Source organism: Streptomyces sp. NBC_01255 (assembly GCF_036226445.1).
Taxonomy (GTDB): Bacteria; Actinomycetota; Actinomycetes; order Streptomycetales; family Streptomycetaceae; genus Streptomyces.
Genome location: NZ_CP108474.1, coordinates 3,848,112 through 3,874,510, shown reverse-complemented (window position 1 = coordinate 3,874,510; position 26,399 = coordinate 3,848,112). Strand labels below are relative to the sequence as shown.

31 protein-coding genes are annotated in these 26,399 nt (G+C 72.0%); 16 read left to right on the top strand and 15 right to left on the bottom strand.

Annotated elements, in window-relative coordinates; genetic code table 11:
- Positions 1-107: 107 nt before the first annotated feature.
- Positions 108-599 (bottom strand): hypothetical protein, encoded by a 492-nt coding sequence (locus tag OG357_RS17105; protein WP_329621974.1) that lies wholly within the window; start codon positions 597-599, stop codon positions 108-110.
- A 94-nt stretch (positions 600-693) separates the two neighbouring features.
- Between OG357_RS17105 and OG357_RS17100 the strand changes: the two genes are divergently transcribed.
- From OG357_RS17100 to OG357_RS17075, 6 genes are all read left to right on the top strand, one after another.
- Complete coding sequence (locus tag OG357_RS17100; protein ID WP_329621973.1) at positions 694-1,257, top strand: dihydrofolate reductase family protein; 564 nt, start codon at positions 694-696, stop codon at positions 1,255-1,257.
- Between the two features lie 37 nt (positions 1,258-1,294).
- On the top strand, positions 1,295-1,726 hold the full coding sequence (locus OG357_RS17095; protein ID WP_329621972.1) for a protein-tyrosine phosphatase family protein: 432 nt from the start codon (positions 1,295-1,297) through the stop codon (positions 1,724-1,726).
- 104 nt (positions 1,727-1,830) lie between these two features.
- Positions 1,831-2,496, top strand: a complete 666-nt coding sequence (locus tag OG357_RS17090) for a hypothetical protein (RefSeq protein WP_329621971.1) — start codon at positions 1,831-1,833, stop codon at positions 2,494-2,496.
- Between the two features lie 127 nt (positions 2,497-2,623).
- Positions 2,624-2,902 carry a hypothetical protein gene (locus OG357_RS17085; protein ID WP_329621970.1) on the top strand — a complete coding sequence of 93 codons (279 nt, stop codon included), beginning with the start codon at positions 2,624-2,626 and terminating at the stop codon, positions 2,900-2,902.
- Between the two features lie 74 nt (positions 2,903-2,976).
- Entirely contained in the window at positions 2,977-3,285 is a 309-nt protein-coding gene (locus OG357_RS17080; RefSeq protein WP_317597902.1) for a DUF2087 domain-containing protein, read from the top strand.
- Positions 3,282-3,893, top strand: coding sequence for a LysE family transporter (locus OG357_RS17075; RefSeq protein ID WP_329621969.1), 612 nt, complete (start codon positions 3,282-3,284; stop codon positions 3,891-3,893). The genes OG357_RS17080 and OG357_RS17075 overlap by 4 nt, the downstream gene beginning before the upstream one ends.
- Here the strand turns inward: OG357_RS17075 and OG357_RS17070 are convergent.
- Positions 3,862-4,074: a hypothetical protein gene (locus OG357_RS17070; RefSeq protein WP_329621968.1), complete on the bottom strand. Its 213-nt coding sequence runs from the start codon at positions 4,072-4,074 to the stop codon at positions 3,862-3,864. The two genes, OG357_RS17075 and OG357_RS17070, sit on opposite strands and share 32 nt — an antisense overlap.
- 258 nt (positions 4,075-4,332) lie before the next feature.
- Between OG357_RS17070 and OG357_RS17065 the strand changes: the two genes are divergently transcribed.
- On the top strand, positions 4,333-5,616 hold the full coding sequence (locus OG357_RS17065) for an amino acid permease (RefSeq protein WP_329625614.1): 1,284 nt from the start codon (positions 4,333-4,335) through the stop codon (positions 5,614-5,616).
- On the opposite strand, the gene OG357_RS17060 is transcribed toward OG357_RS17065, so the two are convergent.
- The 3 genes from OG357_RS17060 to OG357_RS17050 form a co-directional block, all read right to left on the bottom strand.
- The gene (locus OG357_RS17060; RefSeq protein WP_329621967.1) at positions 5,570-6,235 is read right to left on the bottom strand and encodes a TetR/AcrR family transcriptional regulator; all 666 of its coding nucleotides are present in this window, start codon (positions 6,233-6,235) and stop codon (positions 5,570-5,572) included. The two genes, OG357_RS17065 and OG357_RS17060, sit on opposite strands and share 47 nt — an antisense overlap.
- A 108-nt stretch (positions 6,236-6,343) precedes the next feature.
- Positions 6,344-6,847, bottom strand: a complete 504-nt coding sequence (locus tag OG357_RS17055) for a cupin domain-containing protein (protein ID WP_329621966.1) — start codon at positions 6,845-6,847, stop codon at positions 6,344-6,346.
- Positions 6,848-6,937: 90 nt separating this feature from the next.
- Positions 6,938-8,098 (bottom strand): MFS transporter, encoded by a 1,161-nt coding sequence (locus OG357_RS17050; RefSeq protein ID WP_329621965.1) that lies wholly within the window; start codon positions 8,096-8,098, stop codon positions 6,938-6,940.
- Positions 8,099-8,223: 125 nt separating this feature from the next.
- On the opposite strand from OG357_RS17050, the gene OG357_RS17045 reads away from it, so the two are divergent.
- Positions 8,224-8,802 (top strand): NADPH-dependent FMN reductase, encoded by a 579-nt coding sequence (locus tag OG357_RS17045; protein WP_329621964.1) that lies wholly within the window; start codon positions 8,224-8,226, stop codon positions 8,800-8,802.
- A gap of 23 nt (positions 8,803-8,825) precedes the next feature.
- Here OG357_RS17045 and OG357_RS17040 read toward each other — a convergent pair whose 3' ends face one another.
- A complete protein-coding gene (locus OG357_RS17040) occupies positions 8,826-9,059 on the bottom strand; it encodes a hypothetical protein (RefSeq protein ID WP_329621963.1) in 234 nt (77 codons plus the stop codon).
- A 129-nt stretch (positions 9,060-9,188) separates the two neighbouring features.
- Between OG357_RS17040 and OG357_RS17035 the strand changes: the two genes are divergently transcribed.
- Positions 9,189-9,761 (top strand): dihydrofolate reductase family protein, encoded by a 573-nt coding sequence (locus OG357_RS17035; protein ID WP_329621962.1) that lies wholly within the window; start codon positions 9,189-9,191, stop codon positions 9,759-9,761.
- A 95-nt stretch (positions 9,762-9,856) separates the two neighbouring features.
- Here the strand turns inward: OG357_RS17035 and OG357_RS17030 are convergent, their stop codons facing one another.
- From OG357_RS17030 to OG357_RS17020, 3 genes are all read right to left on the bottom strand, one after another.
- Positions 9,857-10,399, bottom strand: coding sequence for a GNAT family N-acetyltransferase (locus tag OG357_RS17030; protein ID WP_329621961.1), 543 nt, complete (start codon positions 10,397-10,399; stop codon positions 9,857-9,859).
- Positions 10,400-10,498: 99 nt separating this feature from the next.
- On the bottom strand, positions 10,499-10,672 hold the full coding sequence (locus OG357_RS17025) for a hypothetical protein (RefSeq protein WP_329621960.1): 174 nt from the start codon (positions 10,670-10,672) through the stop codon (positions 10,499-10,501).
- Positions 10,673-10,753: 81 nt separating this feature from the next.
- The gene (locus OG357_RS17020) at positions 10,754-11,260 is read right to left on the bottom strand and encodes a DinB family protein (RefSeq protein WP_329621959.1); all 507 of its coding nucleotides are present in this window, start codon (positions 11,258-11,260) and stop codon (positions 10,754-10,756) included.
- A 336-nt stretch (positions 11,261-11,596) separates the two neighbouring features.
- On the opposite strand from OG357_RS17020, the gene OG357_RS17015 reads away from it, so the two are divergent.
- The gene (locus tag OG357_RS17015) at positions 11,597-12,607 is read left to right on the top strand and encodes a quinone oxidoreductase family protein (protein WP_329621958.1); all 1,011 of its coding nucleotides are present in this window, start codon (positions 11,597-11,599) and stop codon (positions 12,605-12,607) included.
- A 256-nt stretch (positions 12,608-12,863) separates the two neighbouring features.
- Here OG357_RS17015 and OG357_RS17010 read toward each other — a convergent pair whose 3' ends face one another.
- Both OG357_RS17010 and OG357_RS17005 read right to left on the bottom strand, forming a co-directional pair.
- On the bottom strand, positions 12,864-13,832 hold the full coding sequence (locus tag OG357_RS17010; protein WP_329621957.1) for a hypothetical protein: 969 nt from the start codon (positions 13,830-13,832) through the stop codon (positions 12,864-12,866).
- A 122-nt stretch (positions 13,833-13,954) separates the two neighbouring features.
- Positions 13,955-14,686 (bottom strand): PIG-L deacetylase family protein, encoded by a 732-nt coding sequence (locus tag OG357_RS17005; protein ID WP_329621956.1) that lies wholly within the window; start codon positions 14,684-14,686, stop codon positions 13,955-13,957.
- A 195-nt stretch (positions 14,687-14,881) separates the two neighbouring features.
- Here OG357_RS17005 and asnB point away from each other — a divergent pair, with 195 nt between their 5' ends.
- From asnB to OG357_RS16975, 6 genes are all read left to right on the top strand, one after another.
- Positions 14,882-16,696, top strand: coding sequence for an asparagine synthase (glutamine-hydrolyzing) (gene asnB, locus OG357_RS17000; RefSeq protein WP_329621955.1), 1,815 nt, complete (start codon positions 14,882-14,884; stop codon positions 16,694-16,696).
- A 67-nt stretch (positions 16,697-16,763) separates the two neighbouring features.
- Positions 16,764-17,636, top strand: coding sequence for a hypothetical protein (locus OG357_RS16995; protein WP_329621954.1), 873 nt, complete (start codon positions 16,764-16,766; stop codon positions 17,634-17,636).
- 91 nt (positions 17,637-17,727) lie between these two features.
- Complete coding sequence (locus OG357_RS16990) at positions 17,728-18,474, top strand: SDR family oxidoreductase (protein ID WP_317601979.1); 747 nt, start codon at positions 17,728-17,730, stop codon at positions 18,472-18,474.
- Positions 18,475-18,548: 74 nt separating this feature from the next.
- A complete protein-coding gene (locus OG357_RS16985; protein WP_329621953.1) occupies positions 18,549-20,114 on the top strand; it encodes a class I tRNA ligase family protein in 1,566 nt (521 codons plus the stop codon).
- 178 nt (positions 20,115-20,292) lie between these two features.
- Entirely contained in the window at positions 20,293-21,603 is a 1,311-nt protein-coding gene (gene mshA, locus OG357_RS16980) for a D-inositol-3-phosphate glycosyltransferase (RefSeq protein WP_329625613.1), read from the top strand.
- Between the two features lie 217 nt (positions 21,604-21,820).
- Positions 21,821-22,072 (top strand): hypothetical protein, encoded by a 252-nt coding sequence (locus OG357_RS16975; RefSeq protein ID WP_329621952.1) that lies wholly within the window; start codon positions 21,821-21,823, stop codon positions 22,070-22,072.
- Positions 22,073-22,184: 112 nt separating this feature from the next.
- Here OG357_RS16975 and OG357_RS16970 read toward each other — a convergent pair whose 3' ends face one another.
- The 4 genes from OG357_RS16970 to OG357_RS16955 form a co-directional block, all read right to left on the bottom strand.
- Positions 22,185-23,270: a helix-turn-helix transcriptional regulator gene (locus tag OG357_RS16970; RefSeq protein ID WP_329621951.1), complete on the bottom strand. Its 1,086-nt coding sequence runs from the start codon at positions 23,268-23,270 to the stop codon at positions 22,185-22,187.
- Positions 23,271-23,642: 372 nt separating this feature from the next.
- The gene (locus tag OG357_RS16965; RefSeq protein WP_329621950.1) at positions 23,643-24,674 is read right to left on the bottom strand and encodes a helix-turn-helix domain-containing protein; all 1,032 of its coding nucleotides are present in this window, start codon (positions 24,672-24,674) and stop codon (positions 23,643-23,645) included.
- 129 nt (positions 24,675-24,803) lie between these two features.
- Complete coding sequence (locus OG357_RS16960) at positions 24,804-25,235, bottom strand: Fur family transcriptional regulator (RefSeq protein ID WP_329621949.1); 432 nt, start codon at positions 25,233-25,235, stop codon at positions 24,804-24,806.
- Between the two features lie 102 nt (positions 25,236-25,337).
- Entirely contained in the window at positions 25,338-26,231 is an 894-nt protein-coding gene (locus OG357_RS16955) for an SAM-dependent methyltransferase (protein WP_329621948.1), read from the bottom strand.
- Positions 26,232-26,399 lie beyond the last annotated feature (168 nt).

Genomic DNA, 26,399 nt, shown 5'->3' with positions numbered 1-26,399 from the left:
GCGCCCTTGACGCGGTGGTGGAAGGTGCGACTCTCGGAAAGAGGGCGGCCGACACCAGAAGCCCACCGGAAACGCCCACCCCCAGCACCCGGCCCGGCGGTCAGCGGTCAGCGTTCATGCCGCCGGCGCTTGCGGTTCGGGCGGTGGGGGCGTACGAGGGTGTCCAGGGCGCCGATGGTCGCGCGGACGTGCGCCGGTTCGCTGGGCTTCTTCCCGCCCGCGCAGTGCCAGTTGGCCTGGCCGTCCTCCTCGTGCGGGTGCATGCCGATGCCGTGCTCGCCGCACACGGGCCAGGCCTGCCAGAGGAGTTCGGAGACGGTCTCCTGCGCGGCCTCGGCGACGGCCGCCACGGCGCCCGTGGGCGAGTCGGCCGAACTCGGCTCCAGGCAGTTGCCCTGCCACTCGCCGTTGGCCATGGCCACGTAGACGTCCTCGCCCGTTCCCTCGTCCCATGAGGGAACCACTAGCAGTCGCAGCGGCTCCACGTCCGGCAGGGTCACCGCGAGGTCCCGGTTGACCAGGGCGAGCGCCTCCTCCCACGGCGAGTACGCGCCGGGCAGGACACGGCCGGGGTCGAGGGGGTCGAATATGCCGCTCATGGGGGCCATCCTGCCTCCTCGCCCGGCCGTGTGAGGAGCCTGTGGCGTTCGGCGGTCGTACTGTCGGTCCCGTCACCGAGGAGGAGGACTTCTGATGCGCAACGTGACCTATTCGATGGGCGTCTCACTCGACGGCTACATCGTCGGGCCGGACGGCGGCTTCGACTGGACGGACCCCGGCGACGAGGTCTTCCGCTTCTGGATCGACGAGATCCGGCACGTCGACGTCCACCTGCTGGGGCGTCGGCTGTACGAGACGATGCTGTACTGGGAGACCGCCGACCAGGATCCGACGCTCGACGACGCCAACCGCGAGTGGACCGCGCTCTGGAAGCCGCTCCCGAAGGTGGTGTTCTCCACCACGCTGACGGAGGTGCAGGGCAACGCCCGCCTGCTCTCCGGTGGTCTGGCGGAGGAGATCGAGCGGCTGCGGGCCGAGCCGGGGGAGGGCGACATCGCGATCGGCGGTGCGACGCTCGCCGCCGGGGCGGCCGAGGCGGGTCTGATCGACGAGTACCAGGTCATGGTCTACCCGGTGCTGGTCGGCGGCGGCATTCCGTTCTTCGCCCGGGACGAGCGCCGGGTCGATCTCGAACTCGTCGAGACCCGCCCCATCGGCTCGAAGGTCGTCTACCTCCGCTACCGCGTGACGCGTTAGGCCGCGCTCTGCCCGCCGCCGCAACTACGGTGAGCGGGTGAACGAGACCTGGAGCGCCACGGGCGCTGGTGTGCTGCGGCTTCCCTCCGGGCGTCTGGTCCGGGGCCGCGGCCTTCGCCGGCCGCTTCCGGACGGTCCGGCGCCTGACTTCGCCGTCCATCTGCTCGGCAAGCAGCCTCCCGAGGTCCCCTGGGAGTTCCGCTGGCTGCGCTGGCCGGACTTCCGGCTGCCCACCAGTCACGCACAGGCCCTTGCCGTCCTCGGCGAGGCGTACGCCCGTGCCGACGCCGAACGTGTCGAGATCGCCTGCGGCGGTGGCCGTGGCCGGACCGGCACAGCCCTGGCCTGTCTCGCTGTCCTGGACGGAGCACCGGCCGACGAGGCAGTGGAGTTCGTGCGCCGGAACTACGACCCCCGTGCAGTCGAAACCCCCTGGCAGCGGCGCTACGTCTCACGCTTCCTGGGCTGACCTCGTCAGGTCGAGCTCTGAAGTTGCTCAAGTCCCGTGTCCTGCCTGCCCTTCGGCGGGCAGGGTCATCCCACCATCGACCAATGGGCCCGGGGGACACCAGCATGAAGATCCGACAGACCTGCCTCGCGGCGTGTGCCGTTGTCACACTGATCGCGGGCACGGCCGCCTGTACGTCCGACTCTCCCAAGCCGGTCGACAGGCCCGCGCGCGCCGCCGCCGACACCGCCTGCGCGAACGGCACGTACACGTGGTTCAACGTCGACAAGCGGGACGTCCTGACGGGCGTCGCCGAGAAGCAGAAGCTCGGCAAGGGCGGCGGCGAGCTGACGCACAAGCCGGCGCCGCTGCACACACCGCGTACCACCGTCACCTTCGAGAAGGGGCCGCGCGTCGGCGCCGCGGCCGCGCTCCGCTCGCTGGGCGCCCACATCGCCGACACCGATGCCGTCTATGGCGACGGCGACGCCTACGAGTTCGCCAACGTCCGCCGGTCCGCACCGGATCTCACCGCGGGCGGCACCAGAGTCGACGGTGCCGGAACGTTCGTGGACTACAGGTGGGTGCGGCAGGTCACCGCCGACTTCCTCTACACCTGCGCGGACGGCAAGCGGGCGGCGGGCCGGGCGACCAGCTGGTTCATCCACGGCTCGGGCCTTCTGGAGTGCGCGGAACCGGTCCGGGACGCGAAGGAGGGCGACCCGATTCTGGTGGCCGCCCGCATGTCCTGCGGCCCCGACGCCCCGGCCGCCCGGGCCGAAAAGGCGTGACCGGAAGGCCTGATCGGAAAGGCCTGACCGGCTCATTCGCTCGTTCGGGGTCCGCCGCCGTGCGGGGCGGGGGACCGGCTGGTCAGCTGGTCGGGACCCCACTCCCCGCACGTACAGGAGCAGCACCATGGCCGTCATCGTCACCGTCGAGATCCCCGGCGGCACCCAGGCGCAGTACGAGGAGACCACGCGGCTGCTGGAGGCCGAGGAGTGGTTCCCGCCGCAGGGGTTCCTCGCCCACGCGGCCGGTCCTGACGGGTCCGGGGGCTGGCGGGTCGTCGACTTCTGGGACTCGGAGGACGACTTCCTCGCGTTCGTGGAGAAGGCCCGGCCGATCTTCGAGCGGGGAGGCGTCCGGTCGATCCTGCCCAAGGTGCAGGAGGCCGTGAACGTCATCCTCAAGTAGCCCGGGCCTGGCCGGGCCTGGCCTCCCGAAAACCCTTTGCGGGGCGGGGGCCGTGGGCGCCAGGCTTCCGTCCCATGACCAGTCATCCTTCCCGTCCCGTCGCGGACCTGTTCTCCGCCGACGGGCGCCTCAAGGCGATCCCGCGCAAGCCCGCGCGCCGCGAGGCGCTCCTCGCGCACCTCGCCGAGACCCTCTTCGACGCGGACCGCTCCTACCGTGAGTCCGAGGTCAACGAGGCCCTGCTCACGGTGCACGAGGACTTCTCGGCCCTGCGCCGCTACCTCGTGATCGGCGGCTTCCTCACCCGTACGAAGGACGGCGCGGACTACCGCCGACAGCAGCAGCCCGGCTCCCCCGGAGGCGCGATCCCCGCCGCCGCGTGACGGGCGCGGTGGTGGCCGGCCTGCTGGCCGGCTACGGCATCGCGATCCCGGTCGGCGCCGTCGGCGCCCACCTGGTGGCGGTCGCGGCTCGCTCCCCCTGGCGTACGGGGGCGGGCGCGGCGCTCGGCATCGCCGCCGCGGACGGGCTGTACGCGACGCTCGCGGTTCTCGGGGGCGCGGCCCTCGTCCCTCTCCTCGCTCCCGTGGCGAGCCCGCTGCGCTGGGCTTCGGCCGTGGTCCTCGTGATCCTGGCGGCCGTCTCCACGAGGGCTGCGGTGCGCACGTACCGCTCCGGAGCGACGACCGCCGAGGCCGCTCCGCCGGCGCCCCGGCGGGCGTTTCTCACGTTCCTGGGGATCACGGTCCTCAACCCCATGACGGTGGTCTACTTCACCGCTCTCGTCCTCGGCGGCCACTCGACGACGGGCGCGACGGAAGCGACGGTGTTCGTCCTCGCCGCCTTCGTGGCCTCGGCGAGCTGGCAACTCCTCCTCGCCACCGGAGGCACGCTCCTCGGCCACCTCGTCACGGGCCCCCGGGGCCGCCTGACGACGGCCCTCGCCTCGGGTGTGCTGATCACGGCGCTGGCGGTGGGTCTGGTGTGGTGACGTTGGGCCCGTACCGCGCCCGCTCCTCCAGGACGTCGAAGTCGATGAAGCGCTCGGCGTTGTCCTGGAGCCAGCGGAGGGCCTGAGCACGTCGGACGACGTCCTCCGGTGCCTCCACGCCGTGCCGAGTTCCCGCGACGGCCGGAAGGTCGTCGTCCGGGCTGACCGAGTACGTGGACACGAGCGCCTCCGGAAGGCCGTGAGTGCAGGTGCCGTCAGTATCCCCGGGTCGGAGGCGGCCTGGAGGTCTGCGGTGGTCCCGCGCGTTCCCCGACCCGTTTCCGTCGTCCCGGGACGTCTCAGCGGCCGGAACCGGTTTGCCATTGCGCCAGGTCAGCGGCGAAACTCCTGCGCCGGTCGTCTGCCGGTCGTCTGAATTTCGGGGGGAATCGTGACAGAGCGGGTACTCGGCGCGGGGCTGCGGCAGCGGCATCTGGCCATGATCGCGTTGGGTGGGGCCATCGGGGCCGGACTGTTCGTCGGCTCGGGGTTCGGGATCGCCGCCGCCGGGCCCGGGATCCTCGTCTCGTACGGCCTCGCCGGCGTCCTGACCGTCCTGGTGATGCGGATGCTCGGCGAGATGTCCGCGGCCCGCCCGGTCACGGGCTCCTTCGCGGAGCACGCGCGGGCGGCGTTCGGGCCGTGGGCCGGGCTCCTCGCCGGGTGGATGTACTGGGCGCTGCTCGTCGTGAGCGTCGCCGCCGAGGCCGTCGGCGCGGCGCACATCGTCGAGGGCTGGGTGCCGGCCGTGCCCGGCTGGGTGTGGGTGGCCGTCTTCATGAGCCTGTTCACCGTGAGCAACCTCGCCGGCGTCCGGAACTTCGGCGAGCTGGAGTTCTGGTTCGCCGGTCTCAAGATCGCCGCGATCGCCGGGTTCCTCGTCCTGGGGGTCGTGGTGCTGGCCGGTCTGCTCCCGGGCACGCCCTCGCCCGGGACCGCGCACCTCATCGGCGACGGCGGCTTCCTGCCGCACGGCTGGTACGGCGTCGCCGTCGGCATGGTCGCGGCCGTCTTCGCCTTCGGCGGTCTGGAGACCGTCACCATCGCCGCGGCCGAGTGCGACGACCCCGTCCGCGCGGTCCGCACCGGCGTACGGGCCGTCATGTGGCGGGTCGCCGTCTGCTACCTCGGCTCGATGGCCGTGATCGTCGCCCTCGTCCCGTGGAACGACCCCGCCGTGGCCGACGGCCCGTACGCCGCCGTCATGGCCCGCATCGGCGTTCCCGGCGCCGCCGACCTCATGAAGGCCGTCGTGCTCGTCGCGCTCCTGTCCGCGATGAACGCCAACATCTACGGCTCCTCGCGCATGCTGTACGCCCTCGTCGGGCGCGGCGACGCGCCCCGAGCGCTCGGCCGGCTGCGCAAGGGAGTCCCGTACGCGGCCGTCCTCGCCTCCGCCGCCTTCGGCTTCGTCTCGGTGATCCTCAGCCTGCTCTGGCCGCGCACGGTCTTCCCGTTCCTGCTCAACTCCATCGGCGCCGCGATCCTCGTCGTCTGGGCGCTGATCGCCGCCTCCCACCTGCGCCTGCACGGCACGTCCGCACGGGCGGTCGTCGCCCTCGCGGGGATCGGCGGGGTGCTGCTCTTCATGCTGGGCGACGAGGCGAGCCGTATCCAGCTCCTGACCACCGGCGCGTGGGCGGCGGCCCTGCTGGTGTGGGCCCGGGTCAGGGTCGTCAGGCGGGCGCGTACCGGGCCAGGAACAGATCCACTCCCGAGCTGATCACCCGCGTCAGCTCGGCGTCCTCGATCACCGCGTCGGGCGAGAAGGTCCGCACGAGCTGCGGTACGCCCACCGTCACCGCGACGAGCTGCTGCACGGCGAGTTTCGGGTCGGGCACGTCGAGCGTGCCGCGCGCGTGCAGCTCGGTGAAGGCCTCGACGAGCGGGCCGTTGTTCATGTCGTAGCTGACCCGGTACCAGAGCTGGCCGAGCTGCGGGAAACGGTCTATCTCGCCGATCACCAGGCGCCGCAGCGACATGATGTCGGGCCGCAGCAGGATCCGCGCCCAGTCGGTGGTGAGCCGGAGGAGCGCGGCCCGCAGGTCGGGGGCGTCGGCGAGGGTGGAGTTGGAGGGCTCCAGATCGGCGTACGTCTTCGGCAGGACACCGCCGATGACGGCGAGGAACAGACGCTCCTTGCTGCCGAAGTGCTTGTAGATCGTCGCCTTGGAGACACCGGAGGCGCGGGTGATCGCGTCCATGGAGGCCGCGGAGTAGCCCTCGGCGAGGAACTCGGCGAGGGCGGCGTCGATGATCGCCTGCCGCTTGCGCGAGGCCGCGTCGGCGGGGTCCGGGATGATCGGGATGCCGTACTCGTCGATGGCGCCCTGGGCGTCCATGGGCGGGGTCCTTAGGTGTGGTGGCGGGGCCGCCAGTATATGAACTGAACGGTTTGGTCTGCAAAGCCCGGCGCCCGATGCGTCTCCGCAGAGCCCGGCCCGACGCGTCTACACGAAGAAGCTGTCGTGGCGCTCGCAGAACTCCACCCGCTCGGCGTCGCTCAGGTCGGCGAGCTGCGTGATCGCCTCGAAGTACTCCTCGCGGGGCGCGCCGGGGGCGAACAGCATGAGCATCGAGGCGGGTTCGGCGGCGTCGTTGCGGAAGGCGTGCAGTCCGCCGACGGGGACGTACAGGTGGTCGCCGGAGCCGGCGGTGATCCACTTCTCCCCGTCGAACAGCCGCACGCTGCCGGAGAGGACGAAGAACGCCTCCGACATGGCCTTGTGGAAGTGGGCGCTCGGGCCGCCCGCCTCGGGCCCCATGTCGACGCGGTACAGGCCGTACTCGCCGTCGGTCGAGGTGTTCTTGGACAGGTAGTGGTACGCGGTGCCGCCCGGCCCCGGCCCCGAGACGTAGTCGGGCTCGGCGTCGGCGGGCCGGAAGCGGGCGGTGAGCTCGCCCTGCTCGCCGAAGTAGCGGGGGGCGGGGTAGGAGGGGTGGAGGAGGGACATGGAGAGCTCCTGAGGTGAGGGTGTGCGGTAGGTCGGTAGGGCGGTAGGTCGGGTAGGTCGGCGTGCGGTCGGCGGGCGGTCAGGGTGACGTCAGGGTGTGCTCTGGAGTGCCTCCGCTGCGGCCGGGCCCGCCGCCACGCCGATCAGGAAGGCCAGGTTGAACAGCCCGATCGCCGTCGCGTGCCGCGCCTCCGGGAGCCGCCCGGTCGCCGCGCCGGTGAGCAGCCCCTGACCGCCGGCCGTGACGAAGGAGCTGGTCGCCGAGCCGACGAGGACCACCGCCGCCCAGGGCGCGAACGCGGCCAGGGCGGCCGCCGCCAGTGATCCGGCCGCGAGCAGCAGCCGCGTCCGGCGCGTGCCGAGGCGGGGGGCGGCGCGGATCAGCTGCCAGGACAGCAGGGCGCCCACCAGGGTGGCGATCGAGGCCGCCGCGCCGGTCTCCACGCCGGTCCAGCCGGTGAGGGCGGTGACGCGACGCGGAGCCGCGTACAGCAGGGCGAAGTTGACGGTGGAGAGCGCGAGCATGAGCCCGGCGGCGGTGCGGAAGCCGTGGTCGCGCAGCACATCGAGGGGGAGGGGGAGGGTGAGTGCGGGGGTACGGGGCCGGTGCCCGCTCTCGGGTCCCGCCTTGGGTGCGGCGCGGCCCGCGAGGCGCAGCGCCGGTACGAGGGCGAGCAGGCTGAGGAGCGGGAGCAGCAGGGTCGCGCGCCAGCCGAGCGTCCCGGCGACGGCCGCGCCGATGAAGAGGCCCGTCGTGCCGCCGACCGCGCTGCCGATCGCGACGAGCCCGGGCGCCCGGCCCGAGCGGTCCCGGCCGGCGATCTGGAAGGCCGCGACGTTGAGACCGGCCGCGCCCGCCGCTTCCAGGGCGCGCCCGGCGACGGCCAGCTGCAGGTTCGGGGCGACGAGGGTGAGGGCCGCGCCCAGGACGAGGACGGCCGCGCCGGCCCGGACGGTCCCGGCGGGGCCGCGCCGCCCGCCCGCCGCGGACAGCAGGGGCGTACCGACCGCCATGCCGATCCCGTAGGCGGTCAGCAGCCAGGCTGCCGTCCCGGGGGAGACAGCGAGTCCGCGGGCGGCTTCGGGCAGGGCCAGGGTCGGCCCGGACACGCCCATCGCGGCGGGCGCGGCGAGTAACGCGAGGAACAGACCGCCGCCCCCTGCCCGCTCGCGGACGTCGGTTGTCGCGGGGGTGAGGGCGGGGGCGGGAGCGGGGGTCGTATCGGCGTCGGTGGTCGGGGGTGTGGGCATACGTCGAATGAACTACACCATTCAGTTCACTGTCAAGACTGAACCGTTCCGTTGACAGACTGAACCGATCGGTTTAGCTTTCTGGTCGTCGAGATACGACACACCGTTTCCGAGGGGGAACCGCCATGACCGCGTCCAAGCCCACGTCCACGATCCTCGCCATCTCCGGCTCGATCCGCGCCGACTCGCACAACACCCAACTGCTGCGAGCGGCCCAGAAGTTCAACACCGGCCAGGAGATCGAGATCTACGAGGGCCTGCGCGACATCCCGCCGTACGACCAGGACCTCGACACGCCCGAGCTGCGCCCGGCCGTCGTGAACGAGCTCCGCCGGCGGGTAATGGAGGCGGACGGACTGCTCATCGCCACCCCGGAGTTCAACTACTCCATCCCCGGCGTCCTCAAGAACGCCCTCGACTGGCTGAGCACCGACTGGACCCGCACCGAGGGCCTGCCCCTGAACCGCAAGCCCACGGCGATCCTCGGCGCCGCGCCGACCAACTTCGGCACGGTCCGCGCGCAGATCGCCCTGCGTCAGGTCTTCGTCTGGACGGACAACGACGTCGTGGTGAAGCCGGAGGTGCACGTGTTCCGCTCGCACGAGCGCTTCGACGCCGAGGGCAACCTGACGGACGAGACGACGATCGAGCTCCTCCAGCTCCTCCTGACCAACCTCCAGTCCAAGATCGACTCGGCGGCCTGACAGCCCACAGGGGCCGCCGTGCGTCAGCGGCCCCGCCGGGAGCCGTGGGAGAGGATCGCCCGGCACGACCGCGCGGACAGCAGCGAGAAGGCGCTCGCCCAGGAGCCGACGGAGCCGATCGACAGTGCGGAGCCGATCGAGCCGACGGACAGGAAAGACCCGACGGAGCCGATCGAGAGCGTCGAGCCCACCGACGCGACGGACAGGAACGAGTCCCGAGACCACAGGGACAGTGAGGAACTGCGCTGCATGGCCATACTTCGATCTTAGGCTTGGGCGGCGACCGATGAGTTTTCCCGCGGGCCCCGGTCATACATCACGACTGGGCGCGCGGCGCCGAGAACCGGCGGCAAGCTGCCGGAACACCGAGGAACCGAGGAATCGACATGCGCACTCTCATCACCTCCGCCTTCATCTCGCTCGACGGCGTCGTGGAGGGCCCCGGCGGCGAGCCCGGCTACCGGAACTCCGGCTGGACCTTCAAGGACGTCGAGTTCCTCCCCGAGGCCTTCGAGATCAAGGGCCGGGAGCAGAAGGAGGCCAGTGCGATCCTGCTGGGCCGGACCAGCTACGAGGCGTTCAGCCCCGTGTGGCCCGACATGGAGGACTTCGCCGACTACAAGGAGATGCCGAAGTACGTCGTCTCCACCACGCTCACCGAGGACGACCTGGTGTCGAACTGGGGCGAGACGACGATCCTGCGCTCGCTCGACGAGGTCGCCGCGCTGAAGGAGACCGAGGGCGGCCCGATCATCGTCCACGGCAGCGCCACCCTGAACCAGGCCCTCTCGGACGCCGGCCTGATCGACCGCTACCACCTGCTCGTCTTCCCGCTCCTCCTCGGCGCGGGCAAGCGGCTCTTCAGCGCCACCGACAAGGACACCCAGAAGCTGAAGCTCGTCGAGCACGAGGTCTACGCCAACGGTCTGCAGAAGCAGGTCTTCGACGTGGTCCGCTGACGCGGCCTCGCGGTCGAACCGCCCTGCCGAGCCGCCCTGTCGAGGCTCCCTGTCGATCCTCCCTGCCGACGTACGGCCCCGACGACTGTCCTTGCCTAAGCCGCCGGGTCCGGCTTCCAGTCCTGGACGAGAAGGCCGAGCAGTACTTCGTCCAGGAACTCGCCCAACACCCAGGCCGAGGAGCGCAGGACGCCCTCGCGGACGAAGCCGTTGCGCTCGGCGGAGCGCAGCATCGCGGTGTTGTCCGCGAGCGTCTCGATCTGGAGGCGGTGGAGGCCGCGCACGACGAAGCCGTAGTGGCACAGCACCGCGACCACGTCGGTGCTGTAGCCCTTGCCGCGGGCGGACGGCAGCAGCCCGAGCCCGATGTGCGCGGACCGGTGGTGGTTGTCGATGCCCCACAGGTTCGCGGTGCCGACCAGCGCGCCGCCGTCCAACTCCACCACGGAGAACGGGACGTGCCCCTGGACCGTGTCGTCCACCACGAGCCGCGGATCCTTCGAACCGGGCGTGACCGGCCGCCACGGCGCGGCTTCGGCTCGCGAGCCGATGACCACGTCGTCGTAGAGCTCGGTCCGAAGGATCGGAATGTCCTCGTCGTGCCGGGCCCTGAGCCCGATCTTGCTACCCCTAAGCATGCAGGCTTTCTATCCGACCGCGCTGGTCGGCGGCAATCAGATAAGGGCGAACCTGCGCGTACGCCCTGCTGATCGGACCGTGTCGGACAACCGGCGTTCCTACCCGGCGCAGGCGGGCAGGAACTCCAGCCCCTCCGGCGTGCCGAAGCGGACGACCGCGAGGTACGCCTCCGGGTAGTCGCAGCCCAGGTCGATCCACTGGAGTGCGAAGACGGTCCAGACGACGAACACGGCCAGGAGGAACCAGCGCCAGCCCTTTGACATGTTCGCCACGTACCCGCCGGTCCGGCGGAGGAACCGCTTCCCTCCGCACCGGCCGCCGGCCGTTAGCCGTTAGCCGTTAGCCGTTAGCCGTTAGCCGCCGGTCGTGCCGTCGAGCATTTCGCGCAGGATGTCCAAGTGGCCGTTGTGGCGGGCCGTTTCCTCGGTGAGGTGGAGGAGGATCCAGCGCAGGTCGACGTGGCGGCCGTCGCGGATGGGTCGCTCCGCCCGCTTGTCGAGGCTGTTCGCGGCGACGAGCTCGCGGTAGCGGGCGCTCTGTTCGGCGTACTCGTCGAGCAGCTGCGGGAGCGGGAAGTCGACGGCGACGCGCATCTCGCGGTCGGGGTCCTCCTCGGTCCAGGGGCCCTGGTCCTCCTCGCCGAGGAAGACCACCTGGAACCAGTAGTACTCGACCCAGCGGAGGTGGTTGATCAGTCCGCTCATGGTCATCAGCGGCGAGCCGGGAAGGAGCGCCTTGCGGGCGTCCTCCGCGGAGACGCCGTCGCATTTGGCGCGGGCGGTGCCGCGTGTGTAGTCGAGAAACGTGGCGAGTTGGGTGCGTTCGTCCCACGCGGGCGGTGTGTCGTCGATTCTGGTCATCGCGCGAAGCGTCCCCGATCACGCGGCCGGTGTCGAGGCATTTCCCCGCTCCGCAGACCTCCTGGCCGCGCGGTGTCGCGTGGGGGGCGTCCAGGACCAGGGCGAGCAGGCGGGCGGGCTGTTCCTCGTCGTCGCGGTGGGCCGTGGACAGGGCGATGCCGGCGGTGAGCCGGACGAGGTCCCGCGAGTGGCGCGAGCCGGCGCTCGCGCTCCTGCCCTGACGCCGGACCACTGACGTCGGATCCCTGGCCCTAGGTGTATTGCCTCGTTTGGGCTTGCCGGGAATCGGATCGCCATCAACGGGGTTGGTGGGGGACGAGCCGATATTGGAGGGCCATGCGAGCGATTCAGGTGTACGAAGTGGGCGGTCCCGAGGTGCTGCAGGAGGCCAAGGTGGACCAGCCGCGGCCGGGTCCGGGCGAGGCGATCGTGGAGGTCGCCGCATCCGGGGTCAACTTCCTCGACGTCTACCACCGCGAAGGCCGGTACAGCCTCCCGCTGCCCTTCACCCCGGGCACTGAGGGCGCCGGCACGGTCGTCGAAGTTGGACCCGGCGTCGCTGACGTCGCAGTCGGGGACCGGGTCGGTTGGGTGGAGATTCCCGGCACGTATGCCGAGCGGGCCGTCGTGGACTCCTCCCGGCTGGTGCCGCTGCCCGACGATATCGGCTTCGAGACAGCCGCCGCCGTGCTCCTCCAAGGCATGACCGCGCACTATCTCGTCAAGGACGCCTACCCGGTTCAGGGGGGCGACACGGTGCTCGTGCATGCGGCTGCTGGTGGCATGGGGCTGCTTTTGACCCAGCTCATCACCCATCTCGGCGGCAGGGTGATCGGCACGACGTCGACCACGGCGAAGGCCGAGCTGGCGAAGCGTGCCGGGGCCGCTGAGGTGATCCTTTCCTCCGCAGTCGACGATCTCGCAGCCGAGGTGAGGCGGCTCAACGGCGGTCAGGGACTGCCGGTTGTCTTCGACGGCGTCGGCGCGCACACCTTCGATGCGAGCCTCGCCAGCCTGCGAACCCGCGGCCATCTCGTGCTCTTCGGCGCGGCAAGTGGCGCCGTGCCGCCGTTTGATCCGATTCGGCTCGCCCACGGCGGTTCGCTGACCCTGATCCGGCCCAGCCTCGGGGACTTCATCGCCGATCGGTCCGAACTGCTCCGACGGGCCGCCGATGTGTTCGAGTGGGTGCGCTCCAAGGCGCTTGAGGTCACCGTAACGGGCCGCTACGCATTGTCCGAGGCCGCCCAGGCCCACAGCGATCTGGAGGCTCGGCGTACCACCGGCAAGCTGCTCGTCATCCCCGATGCGGCCGCTATTGGACGCCGCGAGGAGACGCAGAGCTGATCGCGGGTGACGAGGTCGGGGATCTTGGAGACTGAGATGTCGAGGGCATGGCCGACCGTCATCGCCAAGATCCCCGACAGCGTCAGGCACTCAGCAGGCCAAGATCAAGTTCTGGCGGGTTTCTGGCGTATCTGGGTCACACCCCTTCAAGACTCGGAGTCCCCGAGGACCGCCCAATAACCCGTGCTCACGACCCGATGATCGTCCATGCGGCTCTACTCAGCGCAATCCGACCGGAAGATCCGAAGGAAACGCCCTAGCGGTCCAGTTCGGACATCCGCCGCTTGTTGTCGTCGTCCGTGTCCTGCTGGCTGCTGGAGATCAGCAGGACCGCGTCGGGGAGCGAGCCGTTCAGGTGGTCGCCGAAGGCCGCCGTGGCCTTGGCGAGCCGGTCCAGGACCGAGTCGAGTACCGGGGCGAGCGCCGCGCCGAGGGAACCACCGGCCGCGGCCGTCGCGTGCTCGCCGGCGGCCTGGGACAGGGCGCCCGCGGTCGTTCCGAGGACCGCGGTGGCGACCTCCCTGAGCTTCCCGGCCGCGAGCTGGTGTTCGGCGTGGTCGACGCTGATGCCCTCGGCGATGGCCCGGCCGGAGCCGGCGGGGTCGAGGGAATTGCCCCAGGCCCGGCCCGTCCCCGAGCCGTCCGACGCTTCGCCTCCCCGGCCCCCGACACCTGCGGCGAGGTCGGCGGCGGCGGCGTCGAGGGCGGTCACGGACGGGTCCTTCTCCAGGCGGCCCAGCAGGTGGACGGTGTCCTCCAGGCATGCGCTGACGATCGCGTGCGTTTGCGTCCGGGCCGCCGCGACGGCGGGCCCGACGGCGTCCGTGCTCGCGCCGAAGGTCACCGACCCGGCGACGGACGAGGCGAAGGTGAGCTTGGCGAGGTTGGCTGTGATCGACAGGACCTGCAGCTTCGCGCCCTGGACTTTGGCGGAGATGGTGGCCGTGGCGGCGGCCGAGTTCAGTGCCGCTGTCTCGATGGCGGCGGCGTGCGGGTCCTTGACCTTGTTCCAGTGCCGCCCCAGTGCGTCCATCGCCTCGCCGCGGCCGGACGACAGCAGGCGCTGGATGTGCTGGTGTGCGGCGTACGTGTCGTCCCCGGTGAGCTTGGAGTACGTCTCCAGGTGCCCCGAAGCCCGCCCGTACGCGTCCTCGTCGGCTTCCGGCCATGCGAGCTGCAGTTGGCTGATCAGAGCCTGGAACAGCTCCGGCACTTCCATGGCCATGGCGGTAACTCCCCCTTGTCACGCGCGTGTTGGTCGCACGCGCCCCCACGTGTGGCGTTCACCGTCTCACGCGCTCCGTGCCGCCACAAGGACGCTCGCGAGGTATCGGGGAAGGCTCCGGCTCAGTCGATGTGCACGATCTGGAACGCCTCCGCCATCCGGCCCGGCGGCAGCCCGCCCGCCGTCGCGTGTTCGCCGAGCCAGTCGCGGAGCAGGCCGGCCAGGTCGTCGAAGTGGGCCGTCTGGGAGGTGTGGATGCGCAGCGCCTCGACCTTGCGGTCGAAGACCGGGGTGACGTCCACGTACTGGTTCGGGGTGGGGCCGGTCATCAGCCACAGTTCGTGGACCGTCCACGGCTCCAGGCCCTCCTCCTTGAGGAGCTGCGCGTGCGCGAAGGGGTTGCGGGCCTCCGGGTAGACCGCGCGCAGGCAGGCGTCCCCGACCGCGCGGTGGTCGGGGTGGAGGTCGGCGACGCGCGCCCAGTTGATCTCGGGGGACGGGATGATGGCCCGCTGCGGGCGCACTTCGCGGATGACCCGGCACAGGTCGCGCCGCAGCTCCACGGACGCCTCGACGAAGCTGTCGGGGTAGCCGAGGAAGCGGACGTCGGCGACGCCGCTGAGTTTCGCGGAGTGGACCTGCTCGGCGCGGCGCAGATCCGCCATCGCCTGCCGGGGGAGCTGTTCGTCGTAACCGCCGGCGCCGCCGTCCGTGACGATGCAGTACGTGACGCGGGTGCCGCGCTCGATCCACTGCATGACGGTGCCGCTGACGCAGAACTCGATGTCGTCCGGGTGCGCGGCCACGACCAGCAGGGATGCGGGTGCGCCGCGGCCCCTCTCGGAATCCTCCATGTCCCTCATGAGGCAAGCCTGTTGGGGTGGCGGGAGCGTCGCAAGGCCAACCCGTGGCGTGAACTGGACATGGCACTTACGCGCCATTCAAAAACTTGGTAGATTCAAATCATTGGGTGCGACCAGTGTGAGATGGACAGCGACTTCGGACGCGTGACGTCGGAAGCGCGACTTCGGAATACGGAGGCGACCGCCATGTGCAGGATTCTCGGCACCATCGCCGCGGGAGCGGACCGCCCGGACCCCGCCGAGCTCGCGGCGGTCTCGGCCCGCCAGCGCCACGGCGGCCCCGACGAGCACCATGTGCTCAGCGGGCCCGGCTGGTCGCTCGGCTGCGACCGGCTCGCCGTGACCGACCCGTGCGGCGGGCAGCAGCCCTACCGGCTGCCGCACCTCCCCGGCATCCTCGCCGTGCTCAACGGCGAGATCTACAACCACGCCGAACTGCGCCGCGCGCTCGCCGCCCGCGGCCACCGCTTCCCCGACCGCTGCGACGGCACCGTGCTCCCCGCGCTGTACGCCGAGTACGGGCCCGCCTTCGCCGAGCACCTCGACGGCATGTTCGCCGTCGCGATCCTCGACCTGCGCCCCGGCTCGGCCCAACTCGTCCTCTCCGTCGACGACATGGGCATGAAGCCGGTCTACTTCCACCACGATCCGTACGACGGCTCCACCCGCTTCGCCTCCGAGATCCCCGCCCTCCTCGCCTTCGAAGGGGTACGGATCTCCCCGCGCGACGACGCCCTCGACACCGTCCTCGCCACCCGCACCTCCTTCTCCACGCACACCGCGCTCGACGGCGTCAGCGTCCTGCCGCCCGGCGCGACGGCCCTGGTCCGCCCGGGATCCGCGCCGGTCGTACGCCGCCGGGGCCCCCGCCCCGCAACGCCCCTCGGCGACACCCAGGACACTCAGGACATCCTGCGCCACGAGGTCCGGCGGCTCGCCCACGCCGAGGTGCCCGTCTGTGCGATCACCAGCGGCGGCCTCGACTCGGGCCTCGTCACCGCGCTCGCCGCCGAGCACGCCCGCGAGACCGACGCCCCGCCGCTGCACACGTTCCACCTCACCTACCGGGGCAAGTGGCCGGACTCCGAGGCCGCGTACGCGCGTTCCGTCGCCCGCCGGGCCCGGACCGTCCACCACGAGGTCTCCGTCGAACCCGACGAACTCTCCTCCCTCCTCACCCGGACCGTCCGCCACCTCGGCCAGCCCAACGCCGACCCCATCACCCTCTCCACGTACGCGCTCTTCCGCGCCGTCCGCCAGAACGGCTTCACCGTCGCGCTCGCCGGCGACGGCGCCGACGAACTCTTCGGCGGCTACGACCGGATGCGCGCCGCACTCGCCGCGCCCGCCGGGGCCGACTGGGCCGGCGCGTACGCCGACGCCCTCTCCGCCGCCCCGCGCCTGCTCCGCGAACACCTCTACACCGCCAACTACCGCGCCCACATCGCCGATCAGGGCTCCGCGGCGGACCGCATCGAGCAGGAACTGCGCTCCGCCGAGGCCGTCGGCGAGGACCGGCTCACCGCGATGACCGCCTTCGAGACGCGCTGGCGGCTCCCCGCGTACCACCTGCGGCGCGTCGACCACCTCTCCATGGCCTGGGCCGTCGAGGCCCGCATGCCCTTCTGCCAGCCCTCCGTCGTCGCGCACGCCCGCGCCCTGCCGACGGCGGCACGGACGGGCAAGCGGGCGCTGTACGAGGCCGGGTCCGAGCTGCTTCCGGCAGGCGTCCTCCGCCGCCCCAAGCAACCCTTCACGCTCCCGCTCGCGGCGATGCTCGCCCCCGGCAGCCCCCTCCTCGACACCGTCCGCGAACTGCTCTCCCCGGCCCGGCTCGTCCTCGGCGGCAAGGTACGCGCCGACCGGGTGCAGAAGCTCCTCGCCCGCCAGCTCGAACGCCCCTCCCACCACGACGCCCTGGCCCTCTGGGGCCTCGCCGTCCACGAACTGTGGACGGAGGTCGTACAGGGCATGCGAATCCCGGTGGGCTGTGCGGCCTGAGACCCCGGGACCTTCCCGTCCCGCACCCGCCCCGCGTGCGCGTGGCAGGGAGCGGGCCGCGGATACCGTGCACGCCACCGTCGTCCGGGCCGAGGACGCCCCCGGGCCCACCCTCGTCCTGCGCCTCGACCAGCTCCCGGCCGGGGCGCTCGCGCTCGGCGGCGAGTTGGCGCGGCTGCGCCGCGCGCTCGCCGGGACGGCGTACGCGGACCTCCACAAGATCGCCCTGTACGGCCCCGGTCACGGCCCCGGCCGGCGAGGCCTCGACTACCGCTTCGTGCAGGCCCTGCCCGGCGGCGCCTTCGACTTCCGGGCCGGGTGCGGGCACTCGCTCCTCGCCTGTGTCGTCGCCGACGGACGCCCCGGGCCCGTCACCGTCCGGGCCGTGACCACCGGGGACACCGTCCTCTGCGAGCCGCACGGCACCGGCGCCTACACGCTCAGCTTCCTCAAGGCCCCCACCGCCCCCGGCACCCTCCCCACCGGCCGGCCCGTCGACGTCCTCTGCGGGGTGCCCGTCTCGCTCGTGCGGTACGGCAATCCGTACGTCTTCGTCGACGCCCGCCACCTCCCGGAGGACGCGCTCCACGAACGGCTCCTCGCACTGCGCGCCGAGGCCGCCCGTATCCTCGGGTACCCGCCCCACTCCGCCCTGCCCAAGATCGCCGCCTTCACCGAAGGCGACGGCCCCGGCGGGCTCTCCGTCCGCGCGCTCACCGTCGGCGGCTGGCACCCCCGGCTCGCGCTCACCGGCGCCGCCGCCCTCGCCGCCGCCGGCGCGCTCGACGGCACGGTCGTCCCCGCGCCGACCGGCCCCGTCCGCACCCCCGGCGGCACCGTCACCGTCTCCGCCGCGCCCGACCGCGTCCGCGTCCACCACAAGCGCGCGACGGTCCTCGGCAGGCTCGAACTGCCGTGGCGTATCCACGCAACGGCGTGAACGCGCACCCCTCTCACAGGGCCCACGGTGTCCTTTCTCTGCCACGCTGAAATGGACCGGTAATCGGTATCCGTGGGGAGAGCAGACGCACATGAAATTCGAGAATCTGCGTGTCGTCGTGACCGGAGCGTCCCGCTATTTCGGTCGCGCGCTCGCCGTCGGATTCGCGCATCTCGGCGCCGAGGTCTACGTCTCGGCACGAACCGTCGAAGCCGCCGAACGCACCCGTACCGAAGTCATGGGCTCCGCCCGCGACCGTATCCACGCCTTCGGCTGCGACCTCAGCAGGCCCGCCGAGATCCGGGAGTTCGCCGCCCGCGTCGGCGAACGCACCGACCGCGTCGACCTGTTGGTCAACAACGGCGCGCGCTGGCTCGACGGCATGGACCTGGAGGCCGCCAGCGACCGCGAGATCGTCGAGACGATCGAGTCGACGGCCGGCGGCACGGTCCTCATGGTGAAGCACTTCCTGCCGCTGCTGCGCGGCTCCCTGCGGCCCGACATCGTCAACATGGTCGCCGTCCGCGACGCCGAGGGCGCCTCCGCCGCGACCGCCGGCCACGCCCACGAGGCGTTCTGGGCGGCGAAGAGCGCGCAGGCCGGATTCGCCGACATCCTCTCGCGCCGACTGCGGCCCTCCGGAGTCCGCGTCTTCTCCCTCTTCCCGCCCGACTTCTCGACCTCCGACCCGCGATTCGCGGAATGGGACGGATCGAATCCGGACGGAATAGCACCCGACGAGAAGCTGACCACCCAGGCCCTTTTCGAATGCATCGTCTACGCCGTCGAGCAGCCGCGCGACTGCTTCATCCGTTCCTTCCACTTCGAGCCCCGCTGACCCGCTGACCCGCAGTCCCGCTGATCGTGCCCCGCTGAAGCCCCGCACCACAGCGTCAAGGAGGTCCCAGTCCCATGAGCACCCCCGTCTGGATCACCGCGACCCCTCCCGCCACCCACGGCGAACTCCACATCGGCCACCTCGCAGGGCCGTACGTCGCTGCCGACGTCCTCACCCGCTATCTGCGGGCCGAGGGGGAGGCGGTCCGGTTCACCACCGGCACCGCCGACCACGCCAGCTCCGTCGAGGTCCGCGCGCTGCGCCACAACCGCAAGCCCGAGGAGGTCGCCGAGGGCTACCGCGCCGCGATCACCGCCGACTGGCTGCGCTCGGGCGTCGAGTTCGACCACATCGTGCGCCCGCGGCGCGACAAGGGCTACGGACGCTGGGTGCAGGACCTCTTCAGCAGACTGTTCGCGCAAGGGGTCATCGCCCCGCGCACCCGCCTCCTGCCCTACTGCGAGCCGTGCGACCGCTGGCTGTACGGGGCGCACGCCACCGGCAGCTGCCCGCACTGCGGCGCGGACAGCGACGGCGGCATGTGCCACGAGTGCGCCCGCCCCAACGACGGCGGCGACCTCGTCTCGGCGCGCTGCGCGGTCTGCGACACCCCGGCGGTGGCCCGCCGCTGCCGCCGGCTGTACGTGCCCCTGGAGCCGTTCCGGGAGACGCTCGCCGAGTACTGGGCGACGGCCGGGCTCCCGCCCCGGCTCGCCGCCCTGTGCGAGTCGCTCGTCGAGGACGGGCTGCCGGACATCGCCGTCGGCCACCCCGCCGAGTGGGGCCTCCCGGTGCCGGTCGACGGCTTCCCCGAGCACCGGATCGACGGCTGCTTCGAGGCCGCCGCGATGCACCTCTTCGGCTACGACACGAAGGGCCCGCTGCCCCGCCGCGCCATCCACTTCTGCGGCTTCGGGCACTCCTTCTGCCACGCGGTGCTCCTGCCGGTGCTGCTCCTCGCGCAGGACATCAAGCTGCCGCAGGACTTCAACGTCAACGAGTCGTACGTCATCGAGGAAGGCGTCCAGGAAGGCAACGTCTGGGCGCTGGACCTCCTCACCGAGTACGGCTCCGACACCCTCCGCCGGCACGTCCTCCAGGCCCGCCCGCTCGGCCGCCGCACCGTCTTCCACCGGGAGCGGCTCGCGGCCGCCCGCCGGGAGCTGGACGAGAGCTGGAACAGCTGGCTCGCGCGGCTCTTCTCCTCCGTACGGGAGGAGTGCGGCGGGCTCGCCCCGCAGGCGCTGCCCGGCGGCACCGGCTGGGAGATCCTGGAGCGGCGGCTCCACCGGGGCGTGGACGACCTGCGCGAGGCGTACGGCCCCGACGCCTTCGATCCGCGCCGGGCGGTCGCCGTCCTCGACGAGATGGTCCGCTCGGTGGCCGACTTCGGTCACGTCAACGCCCACGAGCGGTGCCGGCCCAGCACCTCCTGCCGTCATCTCCCGGCGCTCGCCGCCCAGTTGGCGGTGGCATCGGCGCTCTCCGCGTGGGCGCGACCGGTGATGCCGGAGGGCGCGGCCCGGCTCGCGGCGGCGCTCCAGGTGGAGCCGGGGCGGCCGGTCGACTGGCACGCGCTCATGGGCCCCCTCCCGGGGACCCGGCTCGCACCGCCGTCGGGCCCGGTCTTCGGGTTCTGACCTCTTCGACTACTAAGCAACTAAGTACCTCAGTACCTCAGTACGTGAGTTTCCCACTCCCTCGGTTCCTCGCCCCTCAGTTCCTCCGTCCCCCTGCCGCGTGACCGTGCGCGCGAGCTCCGCGCAGGGACACGTGGCCCCCACTCCACAGGAGCCCCACGTGTCCCTGCGCGTCGCCATGCTCAGCGTCCACACCTCCCCGCTCCACCAGCCCGGGACGGGGGACGCCGGCGGAATGAACGTCTACATGGTCGAACTCTCCCGAGCCCTCGCCGAACAGGGCGTGGAGGTCGACCTGTTCACCCGCTGCCGGGGCGAGGGCCTGCCCCCGCTCGTCGAGCTCGCCCCGGGCGTCCGGGTCCGTCATCTGCACGCCGGGCCGCGCGGGCCGCTGCCCAAGGAGGCCATGCCGGACCTCGTCGTGCCCTTCTCGCTGGCCCTGCTGAAGGAGGACCGGCGCTACGACCTCGTCCACTCGCACTACTGGCTCTCCGGCCAGGCGGGCCGGATCGCCTCGGTCGGTTGGCGGATCCCGCTCGTGCACACCGCCCACACCCTGGCCCGGGTGAAGAACGCCTCGCTCGCCGAGGGCGACACCCCCGAGCCCGAGCTCCGCGTCCGCGGCGAACTCCAGGTCGTCGGCTCAGCCGACCGGTTGATCGCCAACACCACCGACGAGGCGGACGCGCTGCGCACGCTCTACGGGGCGGCGGGGGAGCGGACCGAGGTCGTACGGCCCGGGGTCGACCTGCGGACCTTCCGGCCTGCCGGGGGTACCTCCCGGGCCGAAGGCAGGGCGGCGGCCCGGGCCCGGCTCGGGCTCCCCGCCGACGCGTTCGTCCCGCTCTACGCCGGCCGCATACAGCCCCTGAAGGGCCCGGACGTGCTCGTACGGGCGGTCGCCGAGCTGCTGCGCCTGGAGCCCGGGCTCCGCCGGCGACTCCTGGTCCCGGTGGTGGGCGGCCACTCGGGCGCGACCCGCGAGGGGACGGCCTGGAAGCTGGCGGGGGAGCTGGGCGTCACCGACGTGCTGCGGGCCTGCCCTCCCGTACCGCAGTCACGCCTCGCGGACTGGTACCGGGCGGCGGACGTGCTGGTGGTGCCCTCGCGCAGCGAGTCCTTCGGCCTGGTGGCCCTGGAGGCGCAGGCCTGCGGGACCCCGGTGCTCGCGGCGGCGGTCGGCGGACTGCCGACGGCGGTGTGGGACGGGGTGACGGGGCTCCTGGTGCACGGCCACGACCCGATGGAGTACGCGCGCCGGCTGCGGTGGCTCGCCGCGCACCCGGAGGCGGTGGAGACGATGGGCGAGGCGGCGGTCCGTCACGCGCGCGGGATGAGCTGGCGCGCCTCCGCCGCCCGGACCGTCGAGGTGTACCGGGGGGCGCTGGTGGAGGGGCGTGGGCAGGGGGTGGGGCAGGGGCGGCGGCACGCCCCTGCCCCGGCGGCCTCTCTCTCCTGGAGGAATGAGAAGGCCGTGGCTCAAGTCTAGCACCTCTTTTGGTTCGACCAAAGATATGGAAGGCTCCGGATCCTTCAATTCCGTTGTGGTGCAGGCGTATTGACGCATCCACGCCATGGCGGGTCCACGCACAGAGAATCCCTGGATCGGATTCCGGGGCGGGGACAGAATGGAGATGTCTTCAGGGAACGCCCGGCGGCACGGGCCCCCGGAAGGCGGAATTCACATTCCAACTCCTGGAGGAATCATGTCTGCTGAGCACGCCACGGGGATGCGCAAGACCGTCCGTCAGTTCGCCCTCGCCGCGGCCGCGTGTCTCGCCGTCGCCGGCGGCGCGGCCCTGGCGACGGCCCCGAGCGCGGTCTCGGCCCCCCAGCACGTGATGGCCGAAGGGGAGGCCGGCGCGGCCACCGCCACCCCGACGCCCACCCCCACGCCGTCTCCGTCGAACGGAAACGAGTGGAACAAGGTCTCCCCGGCGCCGATACCTGCCAATTGAGCGTCCGGGGAATGCGAAAAGGCTCCGCGCTCGCCCTTTCCGGGGCGGCCGCGGAGCCTTTTCGCATTCCCCGGGGAACTCCTCGGCCGACCCGGCCTCAGCCGATCCCGCGTCAGTCGACCCAGCCGAGCCGATGGGCCCGCACCCCGGCCTCGAACCGGCTCGTCGCGCCCATTTCCTGCATCAGCTCGGACAGCATGCGGCTCACCGTCCGCAGCGACACCCCGAGCCCCCGCGCGATCTTCTCGTCCTTCATTCCCGAGGCGAGCATCGTCAGCGCCGCCCGCTGCTGCTCCGAGAGCCCGTCACCGCCCTGCTCCGGCGTCGTGCCGTCCCCGTACGGCGACGCCGTGTGCCAGCAGTGCTCGTACAGCGCGATGTACGAGCGGACCAGGGCCGGCCCCCGGGCCAGTACCGCGCCCGCCATCGGCTCCGCCGGATCCACCGGGACCATCGCGAACTGCGCGTCGGCGATGATCATCGTCATGGGGACGGCGGGCGTGATCCGCACCTCCACACCCGCCTCGACCCGGCGCCGCAGCAGCTCCGCCACCTCCGGAGTGGAGACGACCCGCTCGCTGTACATGGCGCGGACCCGCACCCCGTTCTCGATCTGCCGCCGGTCCCGGCTCAGTACGCGCTCCGCCACCTCTCGCACGAGCGACGTCGGGTGCATCGACGCCAGGCTGTGCTGGATGACGTCCGTGATGTCCTCGAGGACCTGCTGGATCCGGCGGTAGTCGCTGAGCAGCTCCACATCGGCGTCCGAGCGCGTGAGGGAACCGGCCCGCAGGAACGCCCCCGCCAAGGTCTCCAATGTGCCGTACGCGCGGTCCGCCTCGTCGAGGTGCTCGCGCAGCTGCTCGCGCTCCCGGTGCAGGAGCCGGAGCAGCGCTATCTCCGGGTCGATCACCGCGACCGTATCGCCGTCGCCGTCGCCGTTCCCGTCACCGCCCCCGTTCCCGTCACCGTCGCCGTGCCCGGTGCCGTCCTGCCGATGGCCGCCCTCGCCCGCCCTGAGCCCGGCCCGGAGCTCGGCGCGGGCGCCGTGCTGGGCGGGGTTGGTCGGCACGATGAGCCCGAGGTCCGTCAGTTCGTCACGACATCGCTCGTACTCCTCGGGCGACAGGCGGAGTTGGGCCCCGACTTCGCCGAGGCTGGACACCCCGCGCCTGCGCAGCTCCTGATAGAGGGTCACCACGGCATCGGGTGAGCCTTCCGAGCGCTCGGTTCCGCTTCCCGTGCCGCCGCCGGTGGTGATCAAGGCGAAGTGACCCCCTGTTCCCTCGAGTCGCGCCGCCGTCACCCTGTCACACGGCTGGGCGGCCGTCCGTCATACCGATCCGACCGGTCCGACCGATCAGGCATCCATCGTGCGTCATCCGAACTCCCCAGTGGTATCCCGCCCTCAGGGGGTGTCTTGCCGATCATGCCGGGCTCGCGGGGTCTGGCACCGCGCCTCGCCGCGTTGTCGTCGGTCGCCAACGCTCCGCGTTGACTCCCTCCTCCGCCTTGCGATGCACGGCACCAGACCCCGCTCCCTGACCCGGCCTGACCGGCAAGACACCCCCTACACCCCGCGCTCGGCCCCCTCGCCGTCGAGCAGGCCGAGCCGGGACGCCTTCACGCCCGCCTCGAAGCGGCTCGCCGCGCCCAGTTCCTGCATCACCTCGGAGAGGAGCCGGCTGACCGTCCGCAGCGAGACCCCCAGATTCTTGGCGATCTGTTCGTCCTTGATGCCGGAGGCGAGCATGAGCAGCGCCGCCCGCTGCTGCTCGGAGAGCCCGTCGCCGCCCTTCTCCGCGGTCTCCTCCTCGCCGTACGGGGCGGCGGCCGTCCAGCAGTACTCGTACAGGGCGAGGTAGGAGCGGACGAGGCCGGGGCCGCGGGCGAGGATCGCGGCGGAGGACAGGTCGTGCGGATCGGTCGGCAGGAGCGCGAAGTTCTCGTCGGCGAGGACCATGTTCATCGGGACGACGGAGGCGAACCGGACCTCCACGCCCAGCGCGGCCCGCTCCTCCAGGTGCTGCGCCATCTCCGGCACGGAGGCGGCCCGCCGGCTGTACATGGCCCGGATCCGGACCCCTCGTTCCGCCCACTGACGGTCCTGGGCCAGCTCGCCCGGCAGCTCCTCGCGGCGGACGGAGCCGGTGTGCATGAAGTGCGCGGCCGTCCGGACGGAGTCCGTCAGGTCCGCGAGGCTCCGCCGTATGCGGTGGGGATCGTCGACGATCTCGACCTCGATCTCCCCGCGCGGTGTGGCCCCGGCCCGCAGAAACGGTCCGGCGAGGGCTTCGAGGGCGGTGTGCGCGCGGCTGGTGGCGGCGAGGCGCTCCCGGAGCCGGTCGCGCTCCCGGCGCAGCAGGCGCAGCAGGGCGACGTCGGGGTCGACGACGGCGTCGACGGCGGCGCTCGGGTCGGGAGAGGGTGCGGTCAGTCCTAAGGAGACGAGTTCGTCACGACATCGCTCCCGCTCTTCGGCGGAGAGCTCCAGCCGGTCCGCGACCTCGTCGAAGGCCGTCCCCGGACGGGCGCGGAGTTGCTGGTAGACGGCGAGAGCCTGTTCGCTGCCCGTACGGGCCACGGCGGTGTTTCTGGACACGGCGCAGCAGACTCCCCTCGGACCCCTATGGATCCTGATGAATCGCCCCGCTAGACCCTGCCATACATTCGAACGCCGCGCACGGAGTTCACCGCAGCTCAGGACGGTTCGCGGGGGGCTCGGGACCGCTCAGGCGGCGGGGGTGTTCGCCCGGCAGTCGGGGCACAGGCCCTTGAACACGATCTCGGCGTCTTCCACCCGCCACTCCGGCAGCGCGCCCCGGGGCGGCTTCGGCGCGGCCGTGTCGACGTTCTCCACGCGGCCGCAGACGACGCACAGCGCGTGCTGGTGTGCCGGGCCGGAGATCTCGAACACGGCGGGCAGGCCGGGGCGGTCGAACTTGCTGACCAGGCCGGTCTCCTGGAAGTGCCGCAGCATCTCGTACACGGCCTGGCTGGTCAGCGTGCCGAGCCGCTCGCGCGCGGTCGTGGTGATCGCCTCGACGTCGAGATGGCCGCCGGCGGCGAGCACCGTGAGCACCTCCAGGCGCGGGCCCGTGACCCGCAGCCCGACGTCGCGCAGGCGCTGGATCACCGCCTCGCGGCCCGTCAGCTCTTCCACGACTGCCATCTTCTCCGCCCGCTACCTGGTCGGCTCAAACGTTTGTGGGCATCGTACCTCTTGCTCGTCAACCTCGTCAGGCGTCCGCCTCACGCGTTCGTCTCAGTCGTCCGTCCTGCACACCAGCAGGACGCTCTCGGTCCGGTCGTCGATCCGGTGGCGGCGCCGGCCCTCGATGTGCAGTCCGGCCGAGTGCAGTTCGGCCGCGAGCCGCTCGGGATCCACGATCCACTTGTCGGTGGTCAGCACGACCCGCTCGGTGGAGATCTTGCCGGTGCGGGCCGTGTAGTACGTGATCCGCTCGCTCATCGACGGCAGGTCGAAGACCTGCCGCGCCACCACCCACTCGTCGATGCCGTCGAAGCGCGGGACCTGGAACGCCCAGGTCCGGCGGGGTTCCGCGATGAGGCCGGGCAGCTGGTGCGCGGTGTAGTCGAGGGCGAGCGCCCCGCCCGTCTCCAGATGGGAGGCGACCTCGCGCAGCAGCTCCGGCCGGTGCGCGGGCGGGACGGCCGTGACCATCGCGCCCGCGAGGATCGCCAGCCGGTAACTCCCTTCGAGCCGCAGCTCGGTGAGGTCGGCCCGGTGGGTGACGACGAGTCCGGCGACCTGCGGGCCGATCCGGCGGGCCCAGCCCTCGAGGCGCTCCAAGGCCGAGGCGTCCCGGTCCACGGCTTCCACGGCGAAGCCGTGCCGGGCGAACGGGACGGCGAGCCGCCCGGCGCCGGAGCCGAGGTCCAGAACGGGTCCGCCGGTGGAGCGGGCGAGGCTGAGGTACCGGACGATGTCCGCGCTGTGCGGGCCGAGCAGGGCGTCGTGCAGCCAGACCGAGCCCTCGTCGGCGGGGGAGACCGACTCGAGTCCGGGAAGGGTGTCGGACTTGATCCGGATGCCGGCCCCAGGGGCGGGCTCCCGCTCCCGGTCGTATCGGGACGGCAGGACCGTAGCGAGCGCTGCGGGCACGACGGGCAGGGAAATGCCGCTCGGTGTGTGCATCGCTCCTCCAGGGGCTCGCTCGGTCCATGCCGTCCGGACGAGGTACCCGTGCCGCCGGGACCGCGCCGCTGGACCCATCCTGACCTGGCGGGGGAGCGCCGATCCACCGGATCGGGCTGCGTGAACACGCGATGGCGTGGATCTGCCACGACCGCCGGTTCGGCAGTC